Source organism: Roseisolibacter agri (assembly GCF_030159095.1).
Lineage (GTDB): Bacteria > Gemmatimonadota > Gemmatimonadetes > Gemmatimonadales > Gemmatimonadaceae > Roseisolibacter > Roseisolibacter agri.
The window spans coordinates 106,229-125,002 of the sequence record NZ_BRXS01000001.1; the positions used below are offsets into that span (position 1 = coordinate 106,229).

Sequence of the window (18,774 nt, forward strand, 5' to 3'; positions counted from 1 at the left end):
AGCGGGCCGCCCGGCCCGTCGGGCCGTCAGCTCGGGTTGATCGGCTCGCGCTGGTCGGAGCTGGTGCGCGGCTGCCCGCCCTCCCCGCCGTAGCTCGGCTTGTGCTCGCGGTCGCGCTCCAGCGGCTCGGAGCCCGCCCGGTCCGCCGTGCCCTCGGCGCCGCGCCCGGTCACCGCGTCCGTGCCCGCGGGTGCCGACGCGCTCGCGCCGTCGGAGCTGTTGCCCTGGTCGGCGTGCACGCCGGCCGTGGCCTCGCTCCCCGCGCCCAGGCTGCCGGTGGTCGAGCGGCGGGAGTCGTCCTGGTCGGGCGGCGTCTGTCGGTCGCGCATGCGCGGCTCCTCGGTGGGGGTCACAGGTCGTCGATCCGGCTGTCGGCCGATCCGGCGCGCGAGCTGCCGTCGGGGCGCTCCACGTCCTCGGCCGCCGCGCGCACGCGGGACTGCGCGGGGCCCTCGCTGCCGTCGCCCGTCAGCGACCCCTCGATCCCGTTCGACACGGGGTCGGTGTTGGTGCTCGGCTGGCCCGGCACCTGGTCGCCCAGCTGCGCGTCGCGCGGGGCGGTGTGGGCCGACTCGGCGCCGTCGGGCCGGCCGACGCGCGTGCCCGCGTCGTCGCCGAACCCCTGCCGCCCGTCGGGGTCGCGGAACCCGGTGTCCGTGTACTGGCTGCGGTCGTTCTGCTTGCGGTCGTCCTTCATGGTCGCTCCGGCTCGGGATGGGCCGGAGGGGTGCATGGCACGTGCCCCGATCCGATGGCGACGGGCGGCGCCGGACCCTGAACCGGATGGTTGACGATCAGCGGGCGTGGTCGTACCGTGAACCACATGGTTGAACGAAGCGCCGACTCGCTGAGCCTCGTCTTCCGCGCCCTGGGCGATCCCACGCGGCGCGCGATGGTGCAGCGCCTGGCGGGCGGCGAGCGCACGGTCGGCGAGCTGGCCGAGCCCTTCCGCATGTCGCTGGCGGCCGCGTCGAAGCACGTGCGCGTGCTGGAGCGCGCGGGCCTCGTGCGGCGCCGCGTGCAGGGGCGCGTGCACCGCTGCCGCCTGCAGGCCGACCGGCTGGCCGAGGCGCAGGCGTGGCTCGCGCACTACGAGCGGTTCTGGAGCGAGCGGCTGGACGCGCTCGAGTCGCTGCTGGCCGAGGAGTCGCCCGACCCTTCACCGGATCGTCGATGACGGACACCCAGTCGCGCGGCGCGCTGCCGCGCACCCTCGTGATGGTGCGCACGCTCGCCGCGCCCGTGGCGCGCGTGTACGCGGCGTGGACCGAGGCGTCGCTGCTCGCACGCTGGATGGCGCCCGCGCCGTACCGCGTGGAGGAGGCGGTGACCGATTCGCGTCCGGGCGGCATCTACCGCGTGAAGGTCGTGGGACCGGAGGGCGACGCGCATCTCACGACCGGCGAGTTCCTGGAGCTGGTGCCCGACCGCCGCGTCGTGCAGAGCTGGCTGTACGAGGGCGCGTTCGGCCGCGACGTCGCACCCTCGCGCCTCACGGTCGACCTGCGCGCGATCGGCCCCGCGCTCACCGAGGTGACGCTGACGCACGACCGCATCCCCGACACGGAGCCGTACGCGCACCTCGACGCGGGGTGGGCGGCGTGCCTCGACGCGCTGGAGACGCTGCTCGACGAGGGATACGTGCACGTGCGCGTGGCGCGCCACCTCGCGGCGTCGCCCGAGCGCGTGTTCGACGCGTGGGTCGATCCGGACGTCGTGGGCCGGTGGATGGCCGGCACGGGCGACATGGTGCGCATCGCGCTCGACCCGCGCGCGGGCGGCACGTTCCGCTTCGTCGTCCGCCGCGACGGCGAGGACGTGGTGCACGAGGGCACGTATGTCGCGTTCGACCGCCCGCACCGCCTCGCGTTCACGTGGGGGCTGCCGCAGCTCTCCGCCGACCACGACCTGGTGCGCGTCGCCCTCGCGCCCGCGGACGGCGGCTGCGCGCTCACGCTCGTCCACCGCATGCGCGCCGAGTGGGCGGAGTACGCGGAGCGCACGGCGAGCGGGTGGGGGAGGATGATCGACGTCGTCGCGGCGGCCATCTGAGGTTGCGTGCTGCGTGCTGCGTGCTGCGTGCTGCGTGCTGCGTGCTGCGTGTAGCTCCATGCCCTCGGCGTCCGTCGTCGCGCCCGGGCTGTTGGCCGTTGGTGAGGATGCGGATGCTCCGGATCGGAACGGATCAGACGGATCGCGCCGTGTGGCGCATGGGGCGTCGCCGCCGCGCGGAGCGATCCGAAGCATCGCCCTTCAAGATCCGCAGCATCCGCATCCCTCCCAGAGGCACAGGGGACCGGCGCAGCGAGGCAGGCCACGCAGCACGCAGCACGCTCCACTCACTCCCTCACGAGGATCTCACCGCATGCGCATCGCCCTCGCCAGCGTGCTCGTCGACGACCAGGCCAAGGCCCTCGCGTTCTACACCGAGAAGCTCGGCTTCGTGAAGGTGCTCGACATCCCCATGGGCGAGCACCGCTGGCTCACCGTCGCGTCGCCCGAGGGCACGCCCGACGTGCAGCTCGCGCTCGAGCCCAACGTGCATCCCGCCGCGCGGCCGTGGCAGCAGGCGCTGTATGCCGACGGCATCCCGCTCACGTCGTTCGAGTCGCGCGACGTGCACGCGGAGTACGAGCGGCTGGTCGCGAAGGGCGTCGTCTTCCGCACGCCGCCGACGGTCATGGGCCCCGTCACGATCGCGATGTTCGACGACACCTGCGGGAACCTCATCCAGCTCCACTCGGCGTGACGCCGTCGATGACGGGCGTGCGCACGATGGCCGCGCCGGTCGCGCGCGGGGTCGCGGCGTGGACCGACCCGGCGCTGCTGACGACCGCGCCCTGACGGCCCGGGCGAAACGTCGCGGTGGCGCGCGTCGTCCCTCACGCGGAGTCGGCGGCGTCGACGGCTGACGCACGAGGGGACGCACTCTCGTCGTCGATCCGCCTCGCGTCGTCCACGCCGTCCACGCCGTCATGCCGCTCGCCGCTCCCGCACGTCGTTCGTCCGCGATCTCGCGGTGCGCCTCGCGCCTCGTGCCGCTCGTCACACTGCTGGCGATGCTCGCGGGCTGTCGCGACGTCACCGCGCCGGGGGCACCGGCGCGGATCGTCGTGCACGCCGGCGCTGGCGCGACGGACACCATCGGCGCCGAGCTCGCGCCGCTGCGCCTCACCGTCACCGACGCGTCGGGCCGCCCCGTGCCCGGCGTCGAAGTCGTCGTCGACCGCGTCGTGATGCCGCCCAGCGATCCGGACTGGCGGCCCGAGGATCGCCCCGTCGCCATCCCACGCACGATGGACGGCCGCGCCGCGGAGTACGGCGGGCTGCACGACACCACCGACGCCGACGGCGCGACGGCGATCCGCGTCACGCTCGGCTGGGTGGCCGGCACCGCGGCGCTCGCGCTCTCCGTCCCCTCGGTGGGCGTCGTGGACACGGTGCGCTTCACCGTGCGCCCTGGCGCGCCGAAGCACCTCGAGCTGCTGTCCGCCTACGACACGGCGCTCACGGTCGGTGCGCGCGCGCGGATGGCGGCGATCCGCCTCGACCGCGCCTTCAACCGCCGCGACGACTCCGTGACCTTCGCGTCGTCCGCGCCGGAGCTCGCGGTCGCGGCGAACGGCGACGTGCGAGCGCTCGCGGTCGGCCGGGCGGCCCTGACGGTGTCGGCGCCGGGCATCGACAGTGTGACGACCTGGATCAGCGTGGTGCCGGCGGGCACGCTGGCCGTCGTGCGGCAGGACCTCGACGGCACGGCCCTCGGCGTCATGCACGTGGACGGCACGGGCTTCCGGCGCGTGCCGTTCGACGGCGTGCCGGGGCTGCCGGAAGTGACCTGGGAAGGCTTCGGGCCGCGCTGGAGCGCCGACGGGCAGACGCTGCTCGTGAACGCCCAGGACGAGGTGTACCGCGTGTCGCTCGACGGCGGGAGGTATCCGCTGGCGTCGTCCCTCCCCGGCGATCCCGCGGATCCCGAGCGCCGGCAGCCGGTGCGCCATCTGGCCCGCGAGTCGAAGGACGGCTGGATCTACCAGAGCGTGTCGTGTACCGGCGGTGAGATCGTCTACCGCGTCCGGCCCGGGTCGGCGACGCCGGCCGAGCGCGTGAGCCCCGAGCCGTACGACGGCGACGAGGAGCTCGCGCGGTTGCTGAACTGCCAGGCCGTCCGCCACGAGGCGCCGACGCTGTCGCCGGACGGCCGGCACCTCGCCTTCACCGACGTCGCCTTCACGCCCTGGCGCTCCACCCTCTCGATCCTCGACGTCGCGAGCCGCTCGATCCGGTCGCTGGCGATCGACGGCTACGCGGCGCGCTGGTCACCGACGGGCGACCTGATCGCCTACTGGAGCGACGGCGGCCTCTGGGTCGTGCGGCCCGACGGCACCGGTCGCCGTCGCATCTCGACCTCGTCGCGCGACTACCGGTGGGGCGTGACGTGGTCGCCCGACGGCGCGTACCTGCTGGCGCGGCGCGGCGACCCGTTCGGTGCGACGCTCGTGCTGATCGCGGTGAGCAGCGGCCGCGAGATCCCGCTGCCGTACAGCTACTGGCGGCGTCCGCAGAACGGCCACGTGATCTCGTACGGCCAGCCGGACTGGCGTCACGACTGAGCAGGCGTCAGGGCGCCCGCACCACCAGCGGCCCGAGCACGCCGTCCGGCGGCGCGACGTGCAGCGCGCCGCGGAACGCCGTCCCTGCCAGCGCGCGCCGCATCGCCGCGCGCGCCAGCTCGGGCGTGTTGTTGTGCCGGCTGAGATGCCCGAGCACGAGGTGCTGCAGGCCCGCGTGCGCCACCGCGCGCGCCACCTCGCCGGCCTGCGCGTTGCCCAGGTGTCCCGTCGGCCCGCCGACGCGCGCCTGCAGGTCGGGCGGGTACGGGCCGCGGCGCAGCATCTCCTCGTCGTAGTTGGACTCCAGCACCAGCGCGTCGACGCCCTGCAGGAGCGCGAGCACCGCGTCCGGCGCGTGGCCGAGGTCCGTGCAGTAGCCCACGCGCACGCCCGCGACCTCCACCACGAAGGCGGCCGAGTCGTCGACGTCGTGCGGCGTGGCGGCGGAGTGCACGCGGAAGGGGCCCGCGTCGAAGCTCGCGCCCGTCTCGAACGGCGCGACGTCCACGCCGCGGAGCGCGCGCCAGCGCCACACCGTCCCCAGCGTCGCCCACACGCGCCAGCCGTACGCCTTCACGCCCGCCGCGGCGCCCACGACGTGGTCGCGGTGGCCATGCGAGAGCAGCACCTCGTCCACGAACCACGGATGCAGGTCGGCTGCGCGCATCCGCTCCAGCAGCACCGGCAGGTCCACGCCCGCGTCCAGCAGGAGCAGCCGCTCGCCGCACGCGATCGCGGCCGCGTTCCCCTGGCTGCCGCTGCCGAGCATCCAGAGGGTGATCGATGGGGCGACGTCCGGCATGCGGGTGGGATCGAGGAAGGCTGCGTGCTGCGTGCTGCGTGGCCCGCTCCTTCACGCCGGACCTGTTGGCCTGTTTGGGGGGATGCGGATGCTCCGGATCTGAACGGATCTCACGGATCGCTCCACGTGGCGGCGAGGCACCGTGCACCACGAGGAGCGATGCGTGACATCCGCTGCATCCGGAGCATCCGCATCCCTCTCCAAAGGCGAATGGTCCAGCGCGTCCGGCATCCGAATCCCCTGCGAAGTTCGTGCAGGTAGGGCGCGACGTCGGGCGCCGAGCCGCACGCAGCCGCCCTCCGGTTTGCGCCCCGCGTGTCCCGTGGTCATGTTCCCCCGACCCGGCGCCGCGCCGTCCCAGCGGCCCCGGCGACGCCGCATTCGTGGACGCCCTCGCGTCCGGAGGTCCGATGACGCAGCCCGTGCGCGCCCCCGGGGCGCTCGACGATCCGACGACGCTCGCGGCGATGGTCGACCGCCTGGGCGCGGCCTTCCACGTCAGCGACGCCGACGGGCGGCTGATCGACGCGACGCCCGGCCTGGCCGCGCTGCTCGGCGTCTCGGACGACGGCGCGCTGCGCGGACGGCCGCTCGACGACTGGATCGCCGACCCGTCGGCGCGCCGCGCCGCGCTCCAGGCGCTCGCCCCCGACGCGCCCGCGCGCACCGTGCTGCTCACGCTCCGCGGCGCCGGCCGCGCCACCCACGCCGTCGAGACGGTCACCGCCGTGCGCGGGCCCGACGGCGCGGTGCGGCTGCAGGGGATGCTCGTCGCCGCATCCGGCATCATGGGCGCGTCGCAGGGCGGTGCGAGCCTCTCCACGAGCGGCGAGGCGGGCCGCGACGCGCTCACCGGCTCCCTCGACCGCACGCACCTCAACGCGCTCGGCGAGCGGCTGGGCCGCGACCCGGTGACGCCCGTCGGCGTGCTGATCGCGCGGCTCGAGGGCGAGGACATCCCGGCCGAGGACCGCGACGTCATGCGGCAGCTCGTCGCGCGCTTCCTCATGCGCCAGGTGCGCGCCAACGAGGAGGTCATCCGCCTCGGCGACGACGAGTTCCTCGTGGTGCTCGGCGGTGCGTCGGCGGAGCAGGTGGAGCGCGTCGGCCGCCGCGTGCAGCTGCTCGCGCTGCGCAGCGCGCCCGGCCCGCTGTCGCTCGGCTGGGCGGCGCGCGACCGCGGCGAGTCGCTCCCCGCGCTCGTCGCGCGCGCCGCGGCGCAGCGCGTCCCCGTGCCCACGCGCGAGCGCGATGCGCACGAGCACCGGCGCGCGGGCGAGGAGCCCGTGGGCGCCGGCGGCTGGCAGGGCTTCGGCTCGGGCACGCGCTGATCGCGCGCATCGCACCAGCGTCCGCAGTCGTTCGCTCGCGTGGCTGACGTTCCCGCCGCGCTGCTCGCCGCCACCGCGGGAGCGGCGCTCGGCCTGGCCGTGGGCGCTGCCGTCGCGTGGCGCCTGGGCGCGCGCGCCGCGCTCGCGCGCACGGCGGTCGACCGCGCACGCCAGGACGCCGAGCGCGTCGCGCTGCTGCGCGACGCCGAGCGGCTGACGCGCGAGCTGGCCGCGCACGCGGGCGAGGCATCGCAGGCGCGCGAGCGCGCGGCGGCGCTGGCCGCGGAGCTGGCGGCCGAGCGGCGCGCGGGCGCGGCGCGCGAGGGCGAGCGCGCGGAGGCGGAGGCGCGGCTGCGCGAGGCGTTCGCGGCGCTCAGCGCCGACGCGCTGCGCAACAGCGGCGAGCAGTTCCTCCAGCTGGCGCGCGCGTCGCTCGGCGAGGCGCAGCAGCAGTCGGCGGAGGCGCTGCGCGAGCGCGAGCGCGCGGTGGACGCGCTCGTGGCGCCCATCCGCGACGCGCTGACGAAGGTCGACGGCACGCTGCAGCAGGTCGCCGTCGCGCGCGCCGACGCGGAGGCGGCGCTGCGCACGCAGCTCGGGCACATGCTCGACGGACAGCGCGAGCTGAGCGGCCGCACGAAGGCGCTGGTGGACGCGCTGCGCACGCCGCACGGGCGCGGGCGCTGGGGCGAGATCCAGCTGCGCCGCGTGTGCGAGATGGCGGGCATGATCGAGCACTGCGACTTCGTCGAGCAGGCCAGCGTGGACGACGGCCGCCTGCGCCCCGACCTGCTCGTGCGGCTGCCGGGCGGGAAGCTCGTGGTGGTGGACGCGAAGGCGCCGCTCGACGCCTACCTCGCGGCGGCCGAGGCGCCCGACGACGCGACGCGCGAGCGCCGGCTGCGCGACCACGCGCGGCAGGTGCGCGACCACGTCGCGAAGCTCTCGGCCAAGGCGTACTGGGGGCAGTTCGCGGAGACGCCGGAGTTCGTGGTGATGTTCCTGCCCGGCGAGAGCGTGTTCGGCGCGGCGCTGCAGCACGATCCCGCGCTGATCGAGCACGGCGTGGAGCAGCGCGTGCTCGCCGCCAGCCCGACGACGCTGATCGCGCTGCTGCGTGCGGTGGCGTACGGCTGGCAGCAGGAGCGCGTGGCGCGCAACGCGGAGGCGATCAGCGCGCTCGGCCGCGAGCTGTACGAGCGCGTGCGCGTCTTCGCGGGACACTTCAATGATCTGCGCCGCGGGCTGGAGCGGGCGAACGACGCGTACAACGGCGCGGTCGGCTCGCTGGAGCGCATGGTGCTGCCGCAGGCGCGGCGCTTCCGCGACCTCGGCGCGACGTCGGCGGCCGAGCTGCCCGAGCCGGCGCCGGTCGCGCGCGTGCTGCGCACGCTGTCGGCCGAGGACGTGCGCGATACGGTCGCGCACGCCACGGCGCACGCGGACGAGGCCGGCATCGCGATCCGCGTGCTGCAGCCCGAGGACGTCGGCACGGCCCGACCGTAGCGTCGAACCATGACGATGGTGTGACGGCCGTCACGCCGGATTCGACGTCCGAGGCCTGCGACTTGCGCACCGCACCACGACCACGCCGCCCCTCGGCGTCGTCCGTTCGCCCGGAGTCGCGCTCTCCCCCAACGCTACGCGGCGCTGGTCGAGCCCGGCCGATGAGGAGCGGGGCGTGGATCATCGGCTCGCGGTCGCATCCGACGGATCGGATCGCCCGGAGTCATGGACATGCGTTGGGGAGGGAGGAGCATGAGGGGCATCGGTAGGATCGCGCGCGCCAGCGCGGCGCTGGCGGCCGCGGTCGCGATCGCGGCGCCGGCGACGTCGCAGGCGCAGTTCACGAACTTCCTGCAGGTCTGCAACACGCCGCAGCAGTTCTGCGCGAACTTCGGCTTCGCACTGTCGGGGCTGAGCGCGGACAACACGTCGGGCGTGCTGACGGTCGGGATCCGCAACGTCGGCTCGACGCCGAGCGCGGACTCGTTCCTCAGCGGGTTCGGGATCTTCGAGACCGGCGCGAACGTGACGCTCACGGGCGGCACGCTCATCGCCAGCTCGCCGACGCTCGTGGGGCCGGGGGCCGGGCAGACGCTCCCGCTCACGAACTTCGCGACGAACGGCGCGCCCGGCGACCTCCAGAGCGGCGCGGGCACGACGACGCTGCCGGTCGGGGTCGACTTCGGGAACAACGGGTTCCGGCCGTGCGGGTTCGGCGACAACCTGACGGGCAACACGCGCTACGAGACGTGCCCGAACGAGTACGGTCAGTTCCAGTTCAACATCACCGGGACGGGGCTCAACAACCTCCTCTCGGCGATCCAGGTGGGCGTCCGGGCGCAGAACCTCGCGCTCATCAACGGCGCCACCGAGACGTCGGACAAGTGCTTCTCGTCGGGCGACGCGAACTGCGGCGTCTCCACGCCGGGCGGCATCAACGGCGGCGGCACCGGGTCGGTGGTGCCGGAGCCGTCGACGTACGCGCTCATGGCGACCGGTCTCGTGGGCCTCGTCGGGTTCGCCCGCCGTCGTCGCACGCAGGCCTGATCGGCCGAAGGCAGGACCGCCACGCCGTCCGAGCGGCGCTGGCGTCGGAAGCCCCCCGGACAGCCCATCGTCCGGGGGGCTTCGCGCGTCCGCCAGCGACCCCGGCGCCGGCCCGGGCAGCGACCGTCGGCCCCGGGCGTTAGAATGGGCTCGATGCTCGTAGTCCACCGCAGCGCCCGCCTCGAGCCGTTGGCCGACGTGCTGGCCGACGTCCTCCGCGCCCCGGTCGCGGACCCGCTGGCGCCCGAGTGGGTGGTGGTGGGCTCGCGCCCGCTGGAGCGCTGGCTCGCCGCGCGGCTGGCCGAGCGGCTGGGCGTCTGCGCGCACGTCCGCTTCCCGTCGCCCTCCACGGTCCTCGAGGAGGTGCTGGAGTCGACGCTGGGCGTCACGCGCGCCACGGTCCGCGGCTGGCGCGCGGAGCGGCTCACCTGGCGCCTGCTCGCGACGCTGCCCGCGCTGCTGGACGACCCGGCGTTCGCGAAGGTCTTCGTGGACGTGCGGCGCTACCTGCACCGCGACGGCGGAGCCGCCGACCCGCGCGTCGTGGATGCGCGCGCCCTCACCTTCGCGCGCCGGCTGGGCGAGTGCTTCCATCGCTACGCCAGCTGCGACCCCGCGCGCGTGCGGCGCTGGGACGCGGGCGCGGACGACGGGTGGCAGTCCACGCTCTGGCGCGCGCTGCACGCGGGCGACGCGCCCACGCACCCGGCGGCGCTCGCCGCCGCGGCGGAGGCGCGCCTGCGATCCGGCGGGCGGGCTGCGTTGCCCGAACGCATCGTCTGGGTCGCGCAGCCCGGCACGCCGATGCTGCACGTGCGCACGATGGTCGCGCTCGCGGCCGCGGGCGTGGACGTGCACGCGCTGGTGGCGCTGCCGCCGCGCACCGCGTCCACGTCGCCGTCGCTGCGCACCTCGCTCGGCCGGCTGGGCGACGATCTCGACGCGCTGATCGAGCGCGCGTGCGCGGAGCTGGACATCACGCCCACGCACGTCGCGCACGTCGCGCACGCTGCGCTGGCGATCGCGCCGCGCTCCGCGCTCGACGTGCTGCGCGCCGAGCTGCTGGGCGCCGCGTCCGACGCGCCGGTGCCGCTCGCGAGCGACGACGCGTCGTGGCGCGTGCACGCGTGCCATGGTCCCATGCGGCAGGCGGAGGTGCTGCGCGACGAGCTGCTCGCGCTGCTCGACGCCGACCCGACGCTGCGGCCGCGCGACGTGCTCGTGCTGACGCCGGACGTCGCGCTCGTCGCGCCGCTGATCGAGGCGGCGTTCGCGGCGACGGGCGGCGCGGCGCCGCTACCGCTGCGCGTGCTCGATCGTCCCGCGCGCCGCGGCAACGCGGCGGCCGACGTCGCGCTGCGCGTGCTCGCCCTCGCGGCGTCGCGCGTGAACGTCGTGGAGGTGCTCGACCTGGTGACGCTGCCGGCCGTCGCGGCGCGCTTCGGCCTGGACGCGGGGGCCGAGGACGTGCTGCGCCGCTGGGTGCGCGAGAGCGGCGTGCGCTGGGGGATGGACGGTGACGACCGCGCGGCATCGCACGACCAGCCCAACGACGAGGAGCACACCTGGCGCTTCGGCCTCGAGCGGCTGCTGCTCGGCTGGGGCCTTCCGGGCGACGGGCGCACGCTGTGGGAGGGCGCGCTCCCGGTCGACGCCGTCGAGGGGAGCGAGGCCGAGCGGCTCGGCCGCTTCGCCGAGGCGTGCGCGCGGACCTTCGACGCGGTGCGCGCGGTGCGCGGCGCGCGCACGCTGCGCGAGTGGCGCGACGTGCTGCGCGCACAGGTGGTGGACGCGCTCGTGGACGACGGTCCCGATCACGTGCTCGCGCGCCGCGCGTGGCGCGATGCGCTCGACGCGCTGGTGGAGGAGGGCACGGGCTGCGACCGGCCGGTGGAGCCGGCGGCGGTGCGCCTGCTGCTCGCCGCGCGCTTCGACGAGCCCGCGGGCGGCGAGGGGAGCGCGGGCAGCGTCACGCTCGCGCGGCTCGCGCCGGGGCGCGTGGTGCCCGCGCGCGTGATCGCGCTGGTGGGGCTGGACGACGGCGCGTGGCCGCGCGCGCGCGGCGGCGCGGGCTTCGACCTGCTGGCGCGCGAGCGCGTGCCCGGCGCCGCCGACGCGAACGCCGAGGACCGCCAGCGCCTGCTGGAGGCGATCCTCGCCGCGGGCGAGCGGCTGATCGTCACGTACACGGGCCGCACGCTCGACACGAACGAGCCCGTGCCGCCCGCCGTGCCGGTCGGCGAGCTGCTGGATGCGCTGGACGCGCGCTGCACCTGCGACGCGCGCGACGCGGACGGCACGCCGCTGCACGCGCGCACCGTCGTCGAGCGCGCGCACCCGATGCAGCCGTTCGGGCCGGGCGCGTTCGGCGGCGATGGCGAGGCGCCGCGCAGCCACGACGCGACGCACCTGGCCGGCGCGCTCGCGCTGCGCGCGCCGCGCGGCGACGCGCCCGCGTTCCTCACGCGCGCGCTGCCGGCGCCCGCGGAGCGCGTGGTGACGGTCGACGCACTGGCCGCATTCCTCGCCGCGCCCGCGCGCGCGGTGGTGTCGGGCCGGCTCGGCGTCTGGCTCGGCGCGCCGGAGGCGCTGGAGATCGACGACCCGCTCGACCTCGACGGGCTCGATCGCTGGACGCTGCGCAGCGACGTGCTCGCGCGGCTGCTGGACGACGAGGATCCCGCGCCGTCGCTCGCGCTGCAGCGCGCGGCGGGCCGGCTGCCGCACGGACCGCTGGGCCACGTCGCGTTCGGCGCGGCGGTGGCGGAGGCGCGCACGGTGACGCGGCTGGCCGATGCGCGAAAGCGCGCGGTGCGCACGGACGGCGTGGACGTCGACCGCACGATCGGCGGCTGGCGGCTGGTGGGACGCGTGGGCCCGCTGTTCGACGGCGGGCTGTTCGAGGTGCACGCGGGCGCGCTGCGCGCGAAGCAGCTGCTGTCGTTCTGGGTGCGGCACCTCGCGCTGCACCTCGCCGAAGGGCCGGGCGCGCCCGCGAGCACGCTGGTGGGCCTGCCGAAGCGCACGCCGACCGACGGACGCCTCGCGTTCGCGCCCGTGTCCGATGCCGAGGCGCGGCTCGGCGCGCTGCTCGCGCTGTACGACGAGGCGATGCGCCGTCCGCTGCCGCTGCTCCCCGATGCGTCGCTCGCCTACGTCGAGGCGTTCACGCCGAAGCGCACGCCAGAGGACGCGCACCGCGAGGGGCTCGCGAAGGCCATCGCCGCGTGGAACGACCGGCGCGACGCGTGGACCGAGCGCCTGCTCGGCGAGCAGCCGTTCGGCGACGGCGCGCGCTTCGGCGAGCTGTCGCGCGCGGTGTGGGAGCCCGTGCTCGCGTGCCTCGGCGCGCGCGCGCCGGAGGCCGCGTCGTGAGCGCCGAGCCGCTGGACCTGTTCGCGGCCGCGGCGGCGGAAGCCACGGCGTACGCGCCGCCCGCGCCCGCGGCCGACGACGTCCCGCGCTTCGATCCGACGCGCGCGGAGCCGCTGCCGGCGGGCGTGACGATGCTGGAGGCGAGCGCCGGCACCGGGAAGACGTACAGCATCGCGTCGCTCGTGCTGCGCCTGGTCGTCGAGGAGCGGCTCGGCATCGACGAGATCCTGGTGGTGACGTTCACCGAGGCCGCGACCGCGGAGCTGCGCGACCGCGTGCGCCGCCGGCTGCGCGACGCGCTGACGCTGGCCGAGCGGGCGCTGGCGGCGGGCGCGATCCCGCCGGGCGACGCGATCGCCGCGCACGACGAGGTCGCGCGCACGCTGGTGACGCGCGCCATCGCCGGCTCCGCGCTCGGCGACGCGGTGACGGCGCTGCGCACGGCGCTCGGCCGCTTCGACGACGCGCCGATCACGACCATCCACGGCTTCTGCCACCGCGTGCTGCGCGAGCGCGCGTTCGAGTGCGGCGGGGAGCTGGACGCCGAGCTGCTGACCGACGAGGCGGAGCTGCTGGAGGCGGTGGTGCGCGACTTCTGGGCGCGCGAGACCGCGCGACGCCCGGTCGCGCTGGTGGAGGCGCTGGTGGGGCGCGCGAAGGTCGGGCTGCCGATGCTGCAGGCGCTGGCGCGCCGCGCGGTGCGGCACCCGGAGTCGTGCTGCGTGCCCGCGCTCGACGACATGGACGGCGGCGCGTTCGAGACGCTGCTGGAGGAGCGCACGCGGCTCGCCACCGACATCGCCGGCCGCTGGAGCGAGGAGGACACCGGCGACGTGTTCCGCCTCATCGACGAGGCGCGCACGGCGAAGATCCTCAGTGGCGTGAAGTGGAAGGCGGACTCGCTGGACACGCGCGCGCGCACCATCGCGACGTGGGCGTCCGCCAGCCCGGCGACCGATCCGCTGCCGGAGAAGGAGCTGCGCTACTTCGGCGCGTCGGGGCTGCGCGAGGCGTGCAACAAGGGGAAGGAGGCGCAGGCGCCCGTCCATCCGCTGTGCGCGCGCATCGACGCGCTGCTGGATGCGGACGCGCGCCTGCAGGGCGCCGCGCTGATCGAGGCGCTGCGGCTGCAGCACGACTGCGTGGACTTCGCGCGCGCGGAGCTGGCGCGGCGCAAGCGCGCGGCGCGGCAGCACGGCTTCGACGACCTGCTGCGGCTGGTGCGCGACGCGCTGCGCCGCGACGCGGACGCCGCGGGCGAGCCGCTGGCCACCGCGCTGCGCGAGAGCTTCCGCGCCGCGCTGATCGACGAGTTCCAGGACACCGACGACGTGCAGTGGGAGATCTTCCGCCGCGCGTTCGCGACGTCGGGACATCGGCTGGTGCTCATCGGTGATCCGAAGCAGTCGATCTACGCCTTCCGCGGCGCGGACGTGGAGGCGTACCTGGCGGCGCGCGGCGCGGCGGGCACGCGCTGGGCGCTCGACGCGAACTGGCGCACGGAGGGCGCGCTGGTGGACGCGCTGCACGCGCTGTGGGGCGCGCACCCCGCGCCGTTCGCGGAGCCGGCCATCGCGTGGCGCGGCGTGCGCGCGCGACACGGCGCGCCGCGGCTGCAGGGCGCGGGCGCGCCGCTGCGCGTGCGCTTCCTGGCGCGCGAGGGCGACCTCGCGCCCACGGGCACGAGCACGCTGATCACGAAGGAGCGCCTCACGCCGCGTCTCCCGACGCTGGTCGCGAGCGACGTCGCGCGCTTCCTCGGCAGCGGCGCGACGATCCTCGAGCGTGTGGGCGGCCACGACCGACCGCGCGCCGTGCGGCCGGCCGACGTCGCGGTGCTCGTGCGCTCGCACCAGCAGGCGCGCGACGTCCAGGCCGCGCTGCGGCGCGCAGGCGTGCCAGCGGTGATCCACGGCGCGGAGAGCGTGTTCGCGTCGCGCGAGGCGATCGAGCTGATCGCCGTGCTGGCCGCGGTGCTGGAGCCCGCGTCGCCGTCGCTCGCGCGCGCGGCGCTGGCGACGGATCTCCTGGGACTCGCGGCGGCGGCCGAGCTGGCGAACGGCGGCGCGCCGTTGGGTCCGGGCGACCTGCTGGCCGCGCTCGATGCCGACGATGCACGCTGGGACACGTGGGCCGAGCGGCTGCGCGCGTGGCGCGCGGCGTGGCGCGGCGACGGCGCGATGCGCGCGAGCGGCGCGTCCGGTGCCGGCGCGCCCGGCGTGATGCGCCTCGTGCGCGCGCTGTGCGACGAGCTGGCGCTGCCCGCGCGCCTGCTGGCGCTGGTGGACGGCGAGCGGCGGCTCACCAACCTGCTGCACCTCGGCGAGCTGCTGCACGCCGCGGCCACCGAGCGCGCGCTGGCGCCCGGCGCGACGCTGGCGTGGCTGCGCGAGCAGGTCGCGAACGCGGACTCCGGGCGCGACGACGCCGCGCGCCAGCTGCGACTGGAGAGCGACGACGAGGCCGCGCAGGTGGTGACGGTGCACTCCAGCAAGGGGCTGGAGTACGGCGCGGTGTGGTGCCCGTACCTGTGGGACGGCACGCTCTCGCACCGCAACGACCTCGCGTTCCCGCACGTGCGCGTGCCCGGCGCCGCGACGCCGCGCGCGATCGACCTGCGCGGCGGGCCGCAGTCGCCCGCGGCGGCGCAGGTGGACGACGCGCGCTTCGCGGAGTCGCTCCGCCTCGCCTACGTCGCGATGACGCGCGCGCGGCACCAGGTCACGCTCTGGTGGGGCGCGGCGACGAGCTTCGACACCTCGCCGCTGGCGTGGCTGCTGCACGGCGACGACGCCGCGCTGGCGGACGGCGCGCGCTCGCCGCGCGCGGCGCTGCTCGACCTGCAGCTGAAGACGCGGGACGACGACGCGCTGCGCGACCGGCTGGAGGCGCTCGCCGCCGCGACGCCGGCGCTGATCGCGGTGGACGAGGAGGACGTGCGCGCGACGCCCGTGCGCTGGCGCGCGCCCGATGCGGCGCGCCCGGCGCTGGCCGCGCGCGCGTGGACGCGCACCGCGCCGCTGGACGACGGCTGGCGCATGGGCAGCTTCACGGCGCTCACGCGCGGCGCGCACGCGCACCGCGACGCCGAGGACGACGCGGAGGTGCCCGAGGCGCTGGACGACGCGCGCCGCTCCGCGCCCGACGACGAGGGCGACGTGCCGCTGGCCGGCTTCCCGGCGAGCGCGCAGGCCGGTCTCTTCTTCCACGAGGTGCTGGAGCGCCACGATCCCGCCGCGCCCGAGACGCTGCCGCCGATGATCGACGACCGGCTGCACGCGTACGGCTTCGACGCGGCGCGCTGGACGGCGCCGGTGACCGGCGCGCTGCGCGGCGTGCTGGACGCGCCGCTGGCGGTGGACGGCGGCGCGACGCTGCGCCTGCGCGACGTGCCGATGGCGCAGCGCCTGACCGAGCTGCGCTTCGAGCTCCCGGCGTGCGATGCGAACGACGCCGCCATCTCGCCGGCGGCGCTCGCGCGCGCGTTCCGCGACCATCCGGGCGGCGCGCTCACCGGCGACGCGATGGCGCGCTACGCCGACCGTGTCGCCGCGCTCGGCTTCCGCCCGCTCCGTGGGTTCCTCACCGGCGCGATCGACCTCGTGGCGCGCCACGCGGGGAAGTGGTGGCTGCTCGACTACAAGTCGAACCGGCTGGGCGCGCGGCGCGCGGACTACGCCGCGGAGCGGATGGCGCAGGAGATGGCGGACGCGCACTACGTGCTCCAGTACCACCTGTACGCCGTCGCGCTGCACCGCTGGCTGACGCTGCGCGTGCGCGACTACGACTGGGACCGCGACGTGGGCGGCGCGTGCTACGTCTTCCTGCGCGGCATGGGCGACGGCACGGGCGTGTTCGTCGACCGGCCGCCGCGCGCGCGCATCGAGGCACTGGACCGCGTGCTGCGGGAGGGCGCATGAGCGTCGAGGCCGACCTCTTCTCGTCGGTGGCGCAGCCGCTGGACGTCGGCGCGCTGGACCGCCGCACGGGCGACCGCGACGCCGTGCCGGGGCTGGACGAGCTGCGCGCGCACGGCGTGCTGCGCGACGTGGACGTGCACTTCGCGCGCACCGTCGCGCGCCTCGCCGGCGTGCACGATCCGCTCGTGCTGCTGGGCCTCGCGGTCGCCAGCCGCGCGCCGGGCGCGGGGCACGTGTGCGCGGAGCTGGACGCGCCCGAGCGGCTGGTGCGCATGGAGCGGGCGGAGGCCGCGACGCCGTGGCCCGACGCGGCCGCGTGGCGCGACGCGCTCGCGAACAGCGCGGTGGTCGTGGCGGCAGCCAACGCGGAGGCGGGGACGACGTGCCCGCTCGTGCTCGACGGCCATCGCCTGTACCTCGCGCGCTACTGGGCCTACCAGCGGCGGCTGCAGGCGGCGCTGCGCGCGCGCGCCGGCGTGCTGCGCGCCGACGTCGACGAGCGGCTGCTGCGCGACGGGCTCGCGCGGCTCTTCCCGGCGACCGAAGGATCGGCGCCCGACCTGCAGCGCACGGCCGCCGCGGTGGCGGTGCTGCGGGCGCTGGCGGTGATCACCGGCGGGCCGGGCACGGGCAAGACGACGACGGTGCTCGCGGTGCTCGCGCTGCTGGTGGAGCAGGCGCTCGCGCGCGGCGAGACGCCGCCGCGCATCGCGCTCGCCGCGCCCACGGGCAAGGCCGCCGCGCGCCTGGCCGAGTCGGTGGTGTCGGGCCGCGCGCGCCTCGCGCTGCCTCCGGACGTGTCGACGCACGTCCCCGCGGAGGCGACGACGCTGCACCGCCTGCTGGGCTGGCAGCCGCGCACGCCCACGCGCTTCCGTCACGACGCCACGCACCCGCTGCCGTACGACGTGGTGGTGGTGGACGAGAGCTCGATGGTGGACCTGGCGCTGATGGCGAAGCTGCTCGACGCGGTGCCGTCGCACGCGCGGCTGGTGCTGCTCGGCGACCGCGACCAGCTGGCGAGCGTGGAGGCGGGGACGATCCTCGCCGACGTGTGCGGCGACGGTGACGTGCCGTGCAGCGCGACGTTCGGCGCACAGCTGGCGCGTGTGGGCGCGGCGGCGGGCACGCCGGCGGCCGGCAAGCTCCCAGCGGTGGCGGACGCGGTCGTGCGGCTGCGCGTGAGCCGCCGCTTCCACGACGACGGCGGGATCGGCGCGCTGGCGCGCGCGATCAACGACGGCGACGCGGCGCGCGCGCTCGCGGTGCTGGAGCACGACGCCACGGGCCAGGTCGTGTGGGAGCCGTCGGACGGCGGCGTGGACCGCGCGGCGCTCGCGCCCGTGCGCCGGCTGGCGCTGCCGGCCTACCGCCAGAGCGTGATGCTCGACGGTCCGGCGGCCGCGCTGGCCGCGCTCGACCGGTTCCGCGTGCTCGCGGCGCATCGGGCGGGCACGGTCGGCGTGGCGGGGCTCAACGGCGCGATCGTGGAGGCGCTGGCGCGCGAGGGCACGCTGCCGCGCGACGCGGCCGGCGCGCGGTGGTGGCACGGCCAGCCGGTGATGGTGACCGAGAACGACCACGCGCTGGAGCTGTACAACGGCGACGTCGGCGTCGTGCTGCGCGACGGCGCCTCAGGCCTGCGCGCGTGGTTCCGCGCGTCGGACGGCGGCGTGCGCGCGCTGGCGCCCGCACGGCTCCCGGCGCACGAGACGGTCTTCGCGATGACCGTGCACAAGTCGCAGGGCTCGGAGTTCGACGAGGTGGTGCTCGTGCTGCCGCCGCGCCCGTCGCCGGTGCTGACGCGCGAGCTGCTCTACACGGGCGTCACGCGCGCGAAGTCGAAGGTGACGGTCGTCGGGAGCGCCGAGGTGCTGCGTGCCGGCATCGCGGAGCGCGTGCAGCGGGCGAGCGGGCTGCGGGAGGCGCTCTGGGGGTGAGGTGCTGCGTGCTGCGTCGCTGGCACCGTCGCGCCGGCCCTGTTGCCTGATGGAGGGATGCGGATGCTCCGGATGGAGACGGATGCTGCGGATCGCTCCACATGGCGGCGACGCTTCACGCACTTGGAGGAGCGATCCGAATGATCCGTTCCGATCCGGAGCATCCGCGTCCTCCCCAACAGGCGGAGGGGTCCGGCGGACCGACGCGTCCCGGGCAGCCGGATGCGCGGCACGCGGCAC

The 18,774-nt window shown here is 76.4% G+C and carries 13 protein-coding genes; 10 read left to right on the forward strand and 3 right to left on the reverse strand.

Features of this window, described 5'->3' with window-relative positions; genetic code table 11:
* Positions 1-26: 26 nt before the first annotated feature.
* Together rosag_RS00540 and rosag_RS00545 are read right to left on the reverse strand one after the other, a co-directional pair.
* The gene (locus rosag_RS00540) at positions 27-329 is read right to left on the reverse strand and encodes a hypothetical protein (RefSeq protein ID WP_284348034.1); all 303 of its coding nucleotides are present in this window, start codon (positions 327-329) and stop codon (positions 27-29) included.
* Positions 330-349: 20 nt separating this feature from the next.
* Positions 350-697, reverse strand: coding sequence for a hypothetical protein (locus rosag_RS00545; protein ID WP_284348035.1), 348 nt, complete (start codon positions 695-697; stop codon positions 350-352).
* Positions 698-823: 126 nt separating this feature from the next.
* On the opposite strand from rosag_RS00545, the gene rosag_RS00550 reads away from it, so the two are divergent.
* The 4 genes from rosag_RS00550 to rosag_RS00565 all read left to right on the forward strand — a co-directional run bounded on the left by rosag_RS00550 (position 824) and on the right by rosag_RS00565 (position 4,613).
* Positions 824-1,177, forward strand: a complete 354-nt coding sequence (locus rosag_RS00550) for an ArsR/SmtB family transcription factor (RefSeq protein WP_284348036.1) — start codon at positions 824-826, stop codon at positions 1,175-1,177.
* Positions 1,174-2,052, forward strand: a complete 879-nt coding sequence (locus rosag_RS00555) for an SRPBCC family protein (RefSeq protein ID WP_284348037.1) — start codon at positions 1,174-1,176, stop codon at positions 2,050-2,052. Before rosag_RS00550 ends, rosag_RS00555 begins: the two co-directional genes overlap by 4 nt.
* Positions 2,053-2,365: 313 nt before the next feature.
* Entirely contained in the window at positions 2,366-2,749 is a 384-nt protein-coding gene (locus rosag_RS00560; RefSeq protein WP_284348038.1) for a VOC family protein, read from the forward strand.
* 286 nt (positions 2,750-3,035) lie between these two features.
* A complete protein-coding gene (locus rosag_RS00565; protein WP_284348040.1) occupies positions 3,036-4,613 on the forward strand; it encodes a TolB-like translocation protein in 1,578 nt (525 codons plus the stop codon).
* 7 nt (positions 4,614-4,620) lie between these two features.
* On the opposite strand, the gene rosag_RS00570 is transcribed toward rosag_RS00565, so the two are convergent.
* Positions 4,621-5,415 (reverse strand): MBL fold metallo-hydrolase, encoded by a 795-nt coding sequence (locus rosag_RS00570; protein WP_284348041.1) that lies wholly within the window; start codon positions 5,413-5,415, stop codon positions 4,621-4,623.
* Between the two features lie 410 nt (positions 5,416-5,825).
* Here rosag_RS00570 and rosag_RS00575 point away from each other — a divergent pair, with 410 nt between their 5' ends.
* The 6 genes from rosag_RS00575 (at position 5,826) to recD (ending at position 18,534) form a co-directional block, all read left to right on the forward strand.
* A complete protein-coding gene (locus rosag_RS00575; protein ID WP_284348042.1) occupies positions 5,826-6,746 on the forward strand; it encodes a sensor domain-containing diguanylate cyclase in 921 nt (306 codons plus the stop codon).
* A gap of 39 nt (positions 6,747-6,785) precedes the next feature.
* Positions 6,786-8,252, forward strand: a complete 1,467-nt coding sequence (locus rosag_RS00580) for a DNA recombination protein RmuC (RefSeq protein WP_284348043.1) — start codon at positions 6,786-6,788, stop codon at positions 8,250-8,252.
* 252 nt (positions 8,253-8,504) lie between these two features.
* Positions 8,505-9,299: a PEP-CTERM sorting domain-containing protein gene (locus rosag_RS00585; RefSeq protein ID WP_284348044.1), complete on the forward strand. Its 795-nt coding sequence runs from the start codon at positions 8,505-8,507 to the stop codon at positions 9,297-9,299.
* Between the two features lie 153 nt (positions 9,300-9,452).
* Positions 9,453-12,674, forward strand: coding sequence for an exodeoxyribonuclease V subunit gamma (locus rosag_RS00590; protein ID WP_284348045.1), 3,222 nt, complete (start codon positions 9,453-9,455; stop codon positions 12,672-12,674).
* On the forward strand, positions 12,671-16,594 hold the full coding sequence (gene recB / locus rosag_RS00595) for an exodeoxyribonuclease V subunit beta (RefSeq protein ID WP_284348046.1): 3,924 nt from the start codon (positions 12,671-12,673) through the stop codon (positions 16,592-16,594). The genes rosag_RS00590 and recB overlap by 4 nt, the downstream gene beginning before the upstream one ends.
* On the forward strand, positions 16,591-18,534 hold the full coding sequence (recD, locus tag rosag_RS00600; RefSeq protein WP_284348047.1) for an exodeoxyribonuclease V subunit alpha: 1,944 nt from the start codon (positions 16,591-16,593) through the stop codon (positions 18,532-18,534). Before recB ends, recD begins: the two co-directional genes overlap by 4 nt.
* Positions 18,535-18,774: the final 240 nt, after the last annotated feature.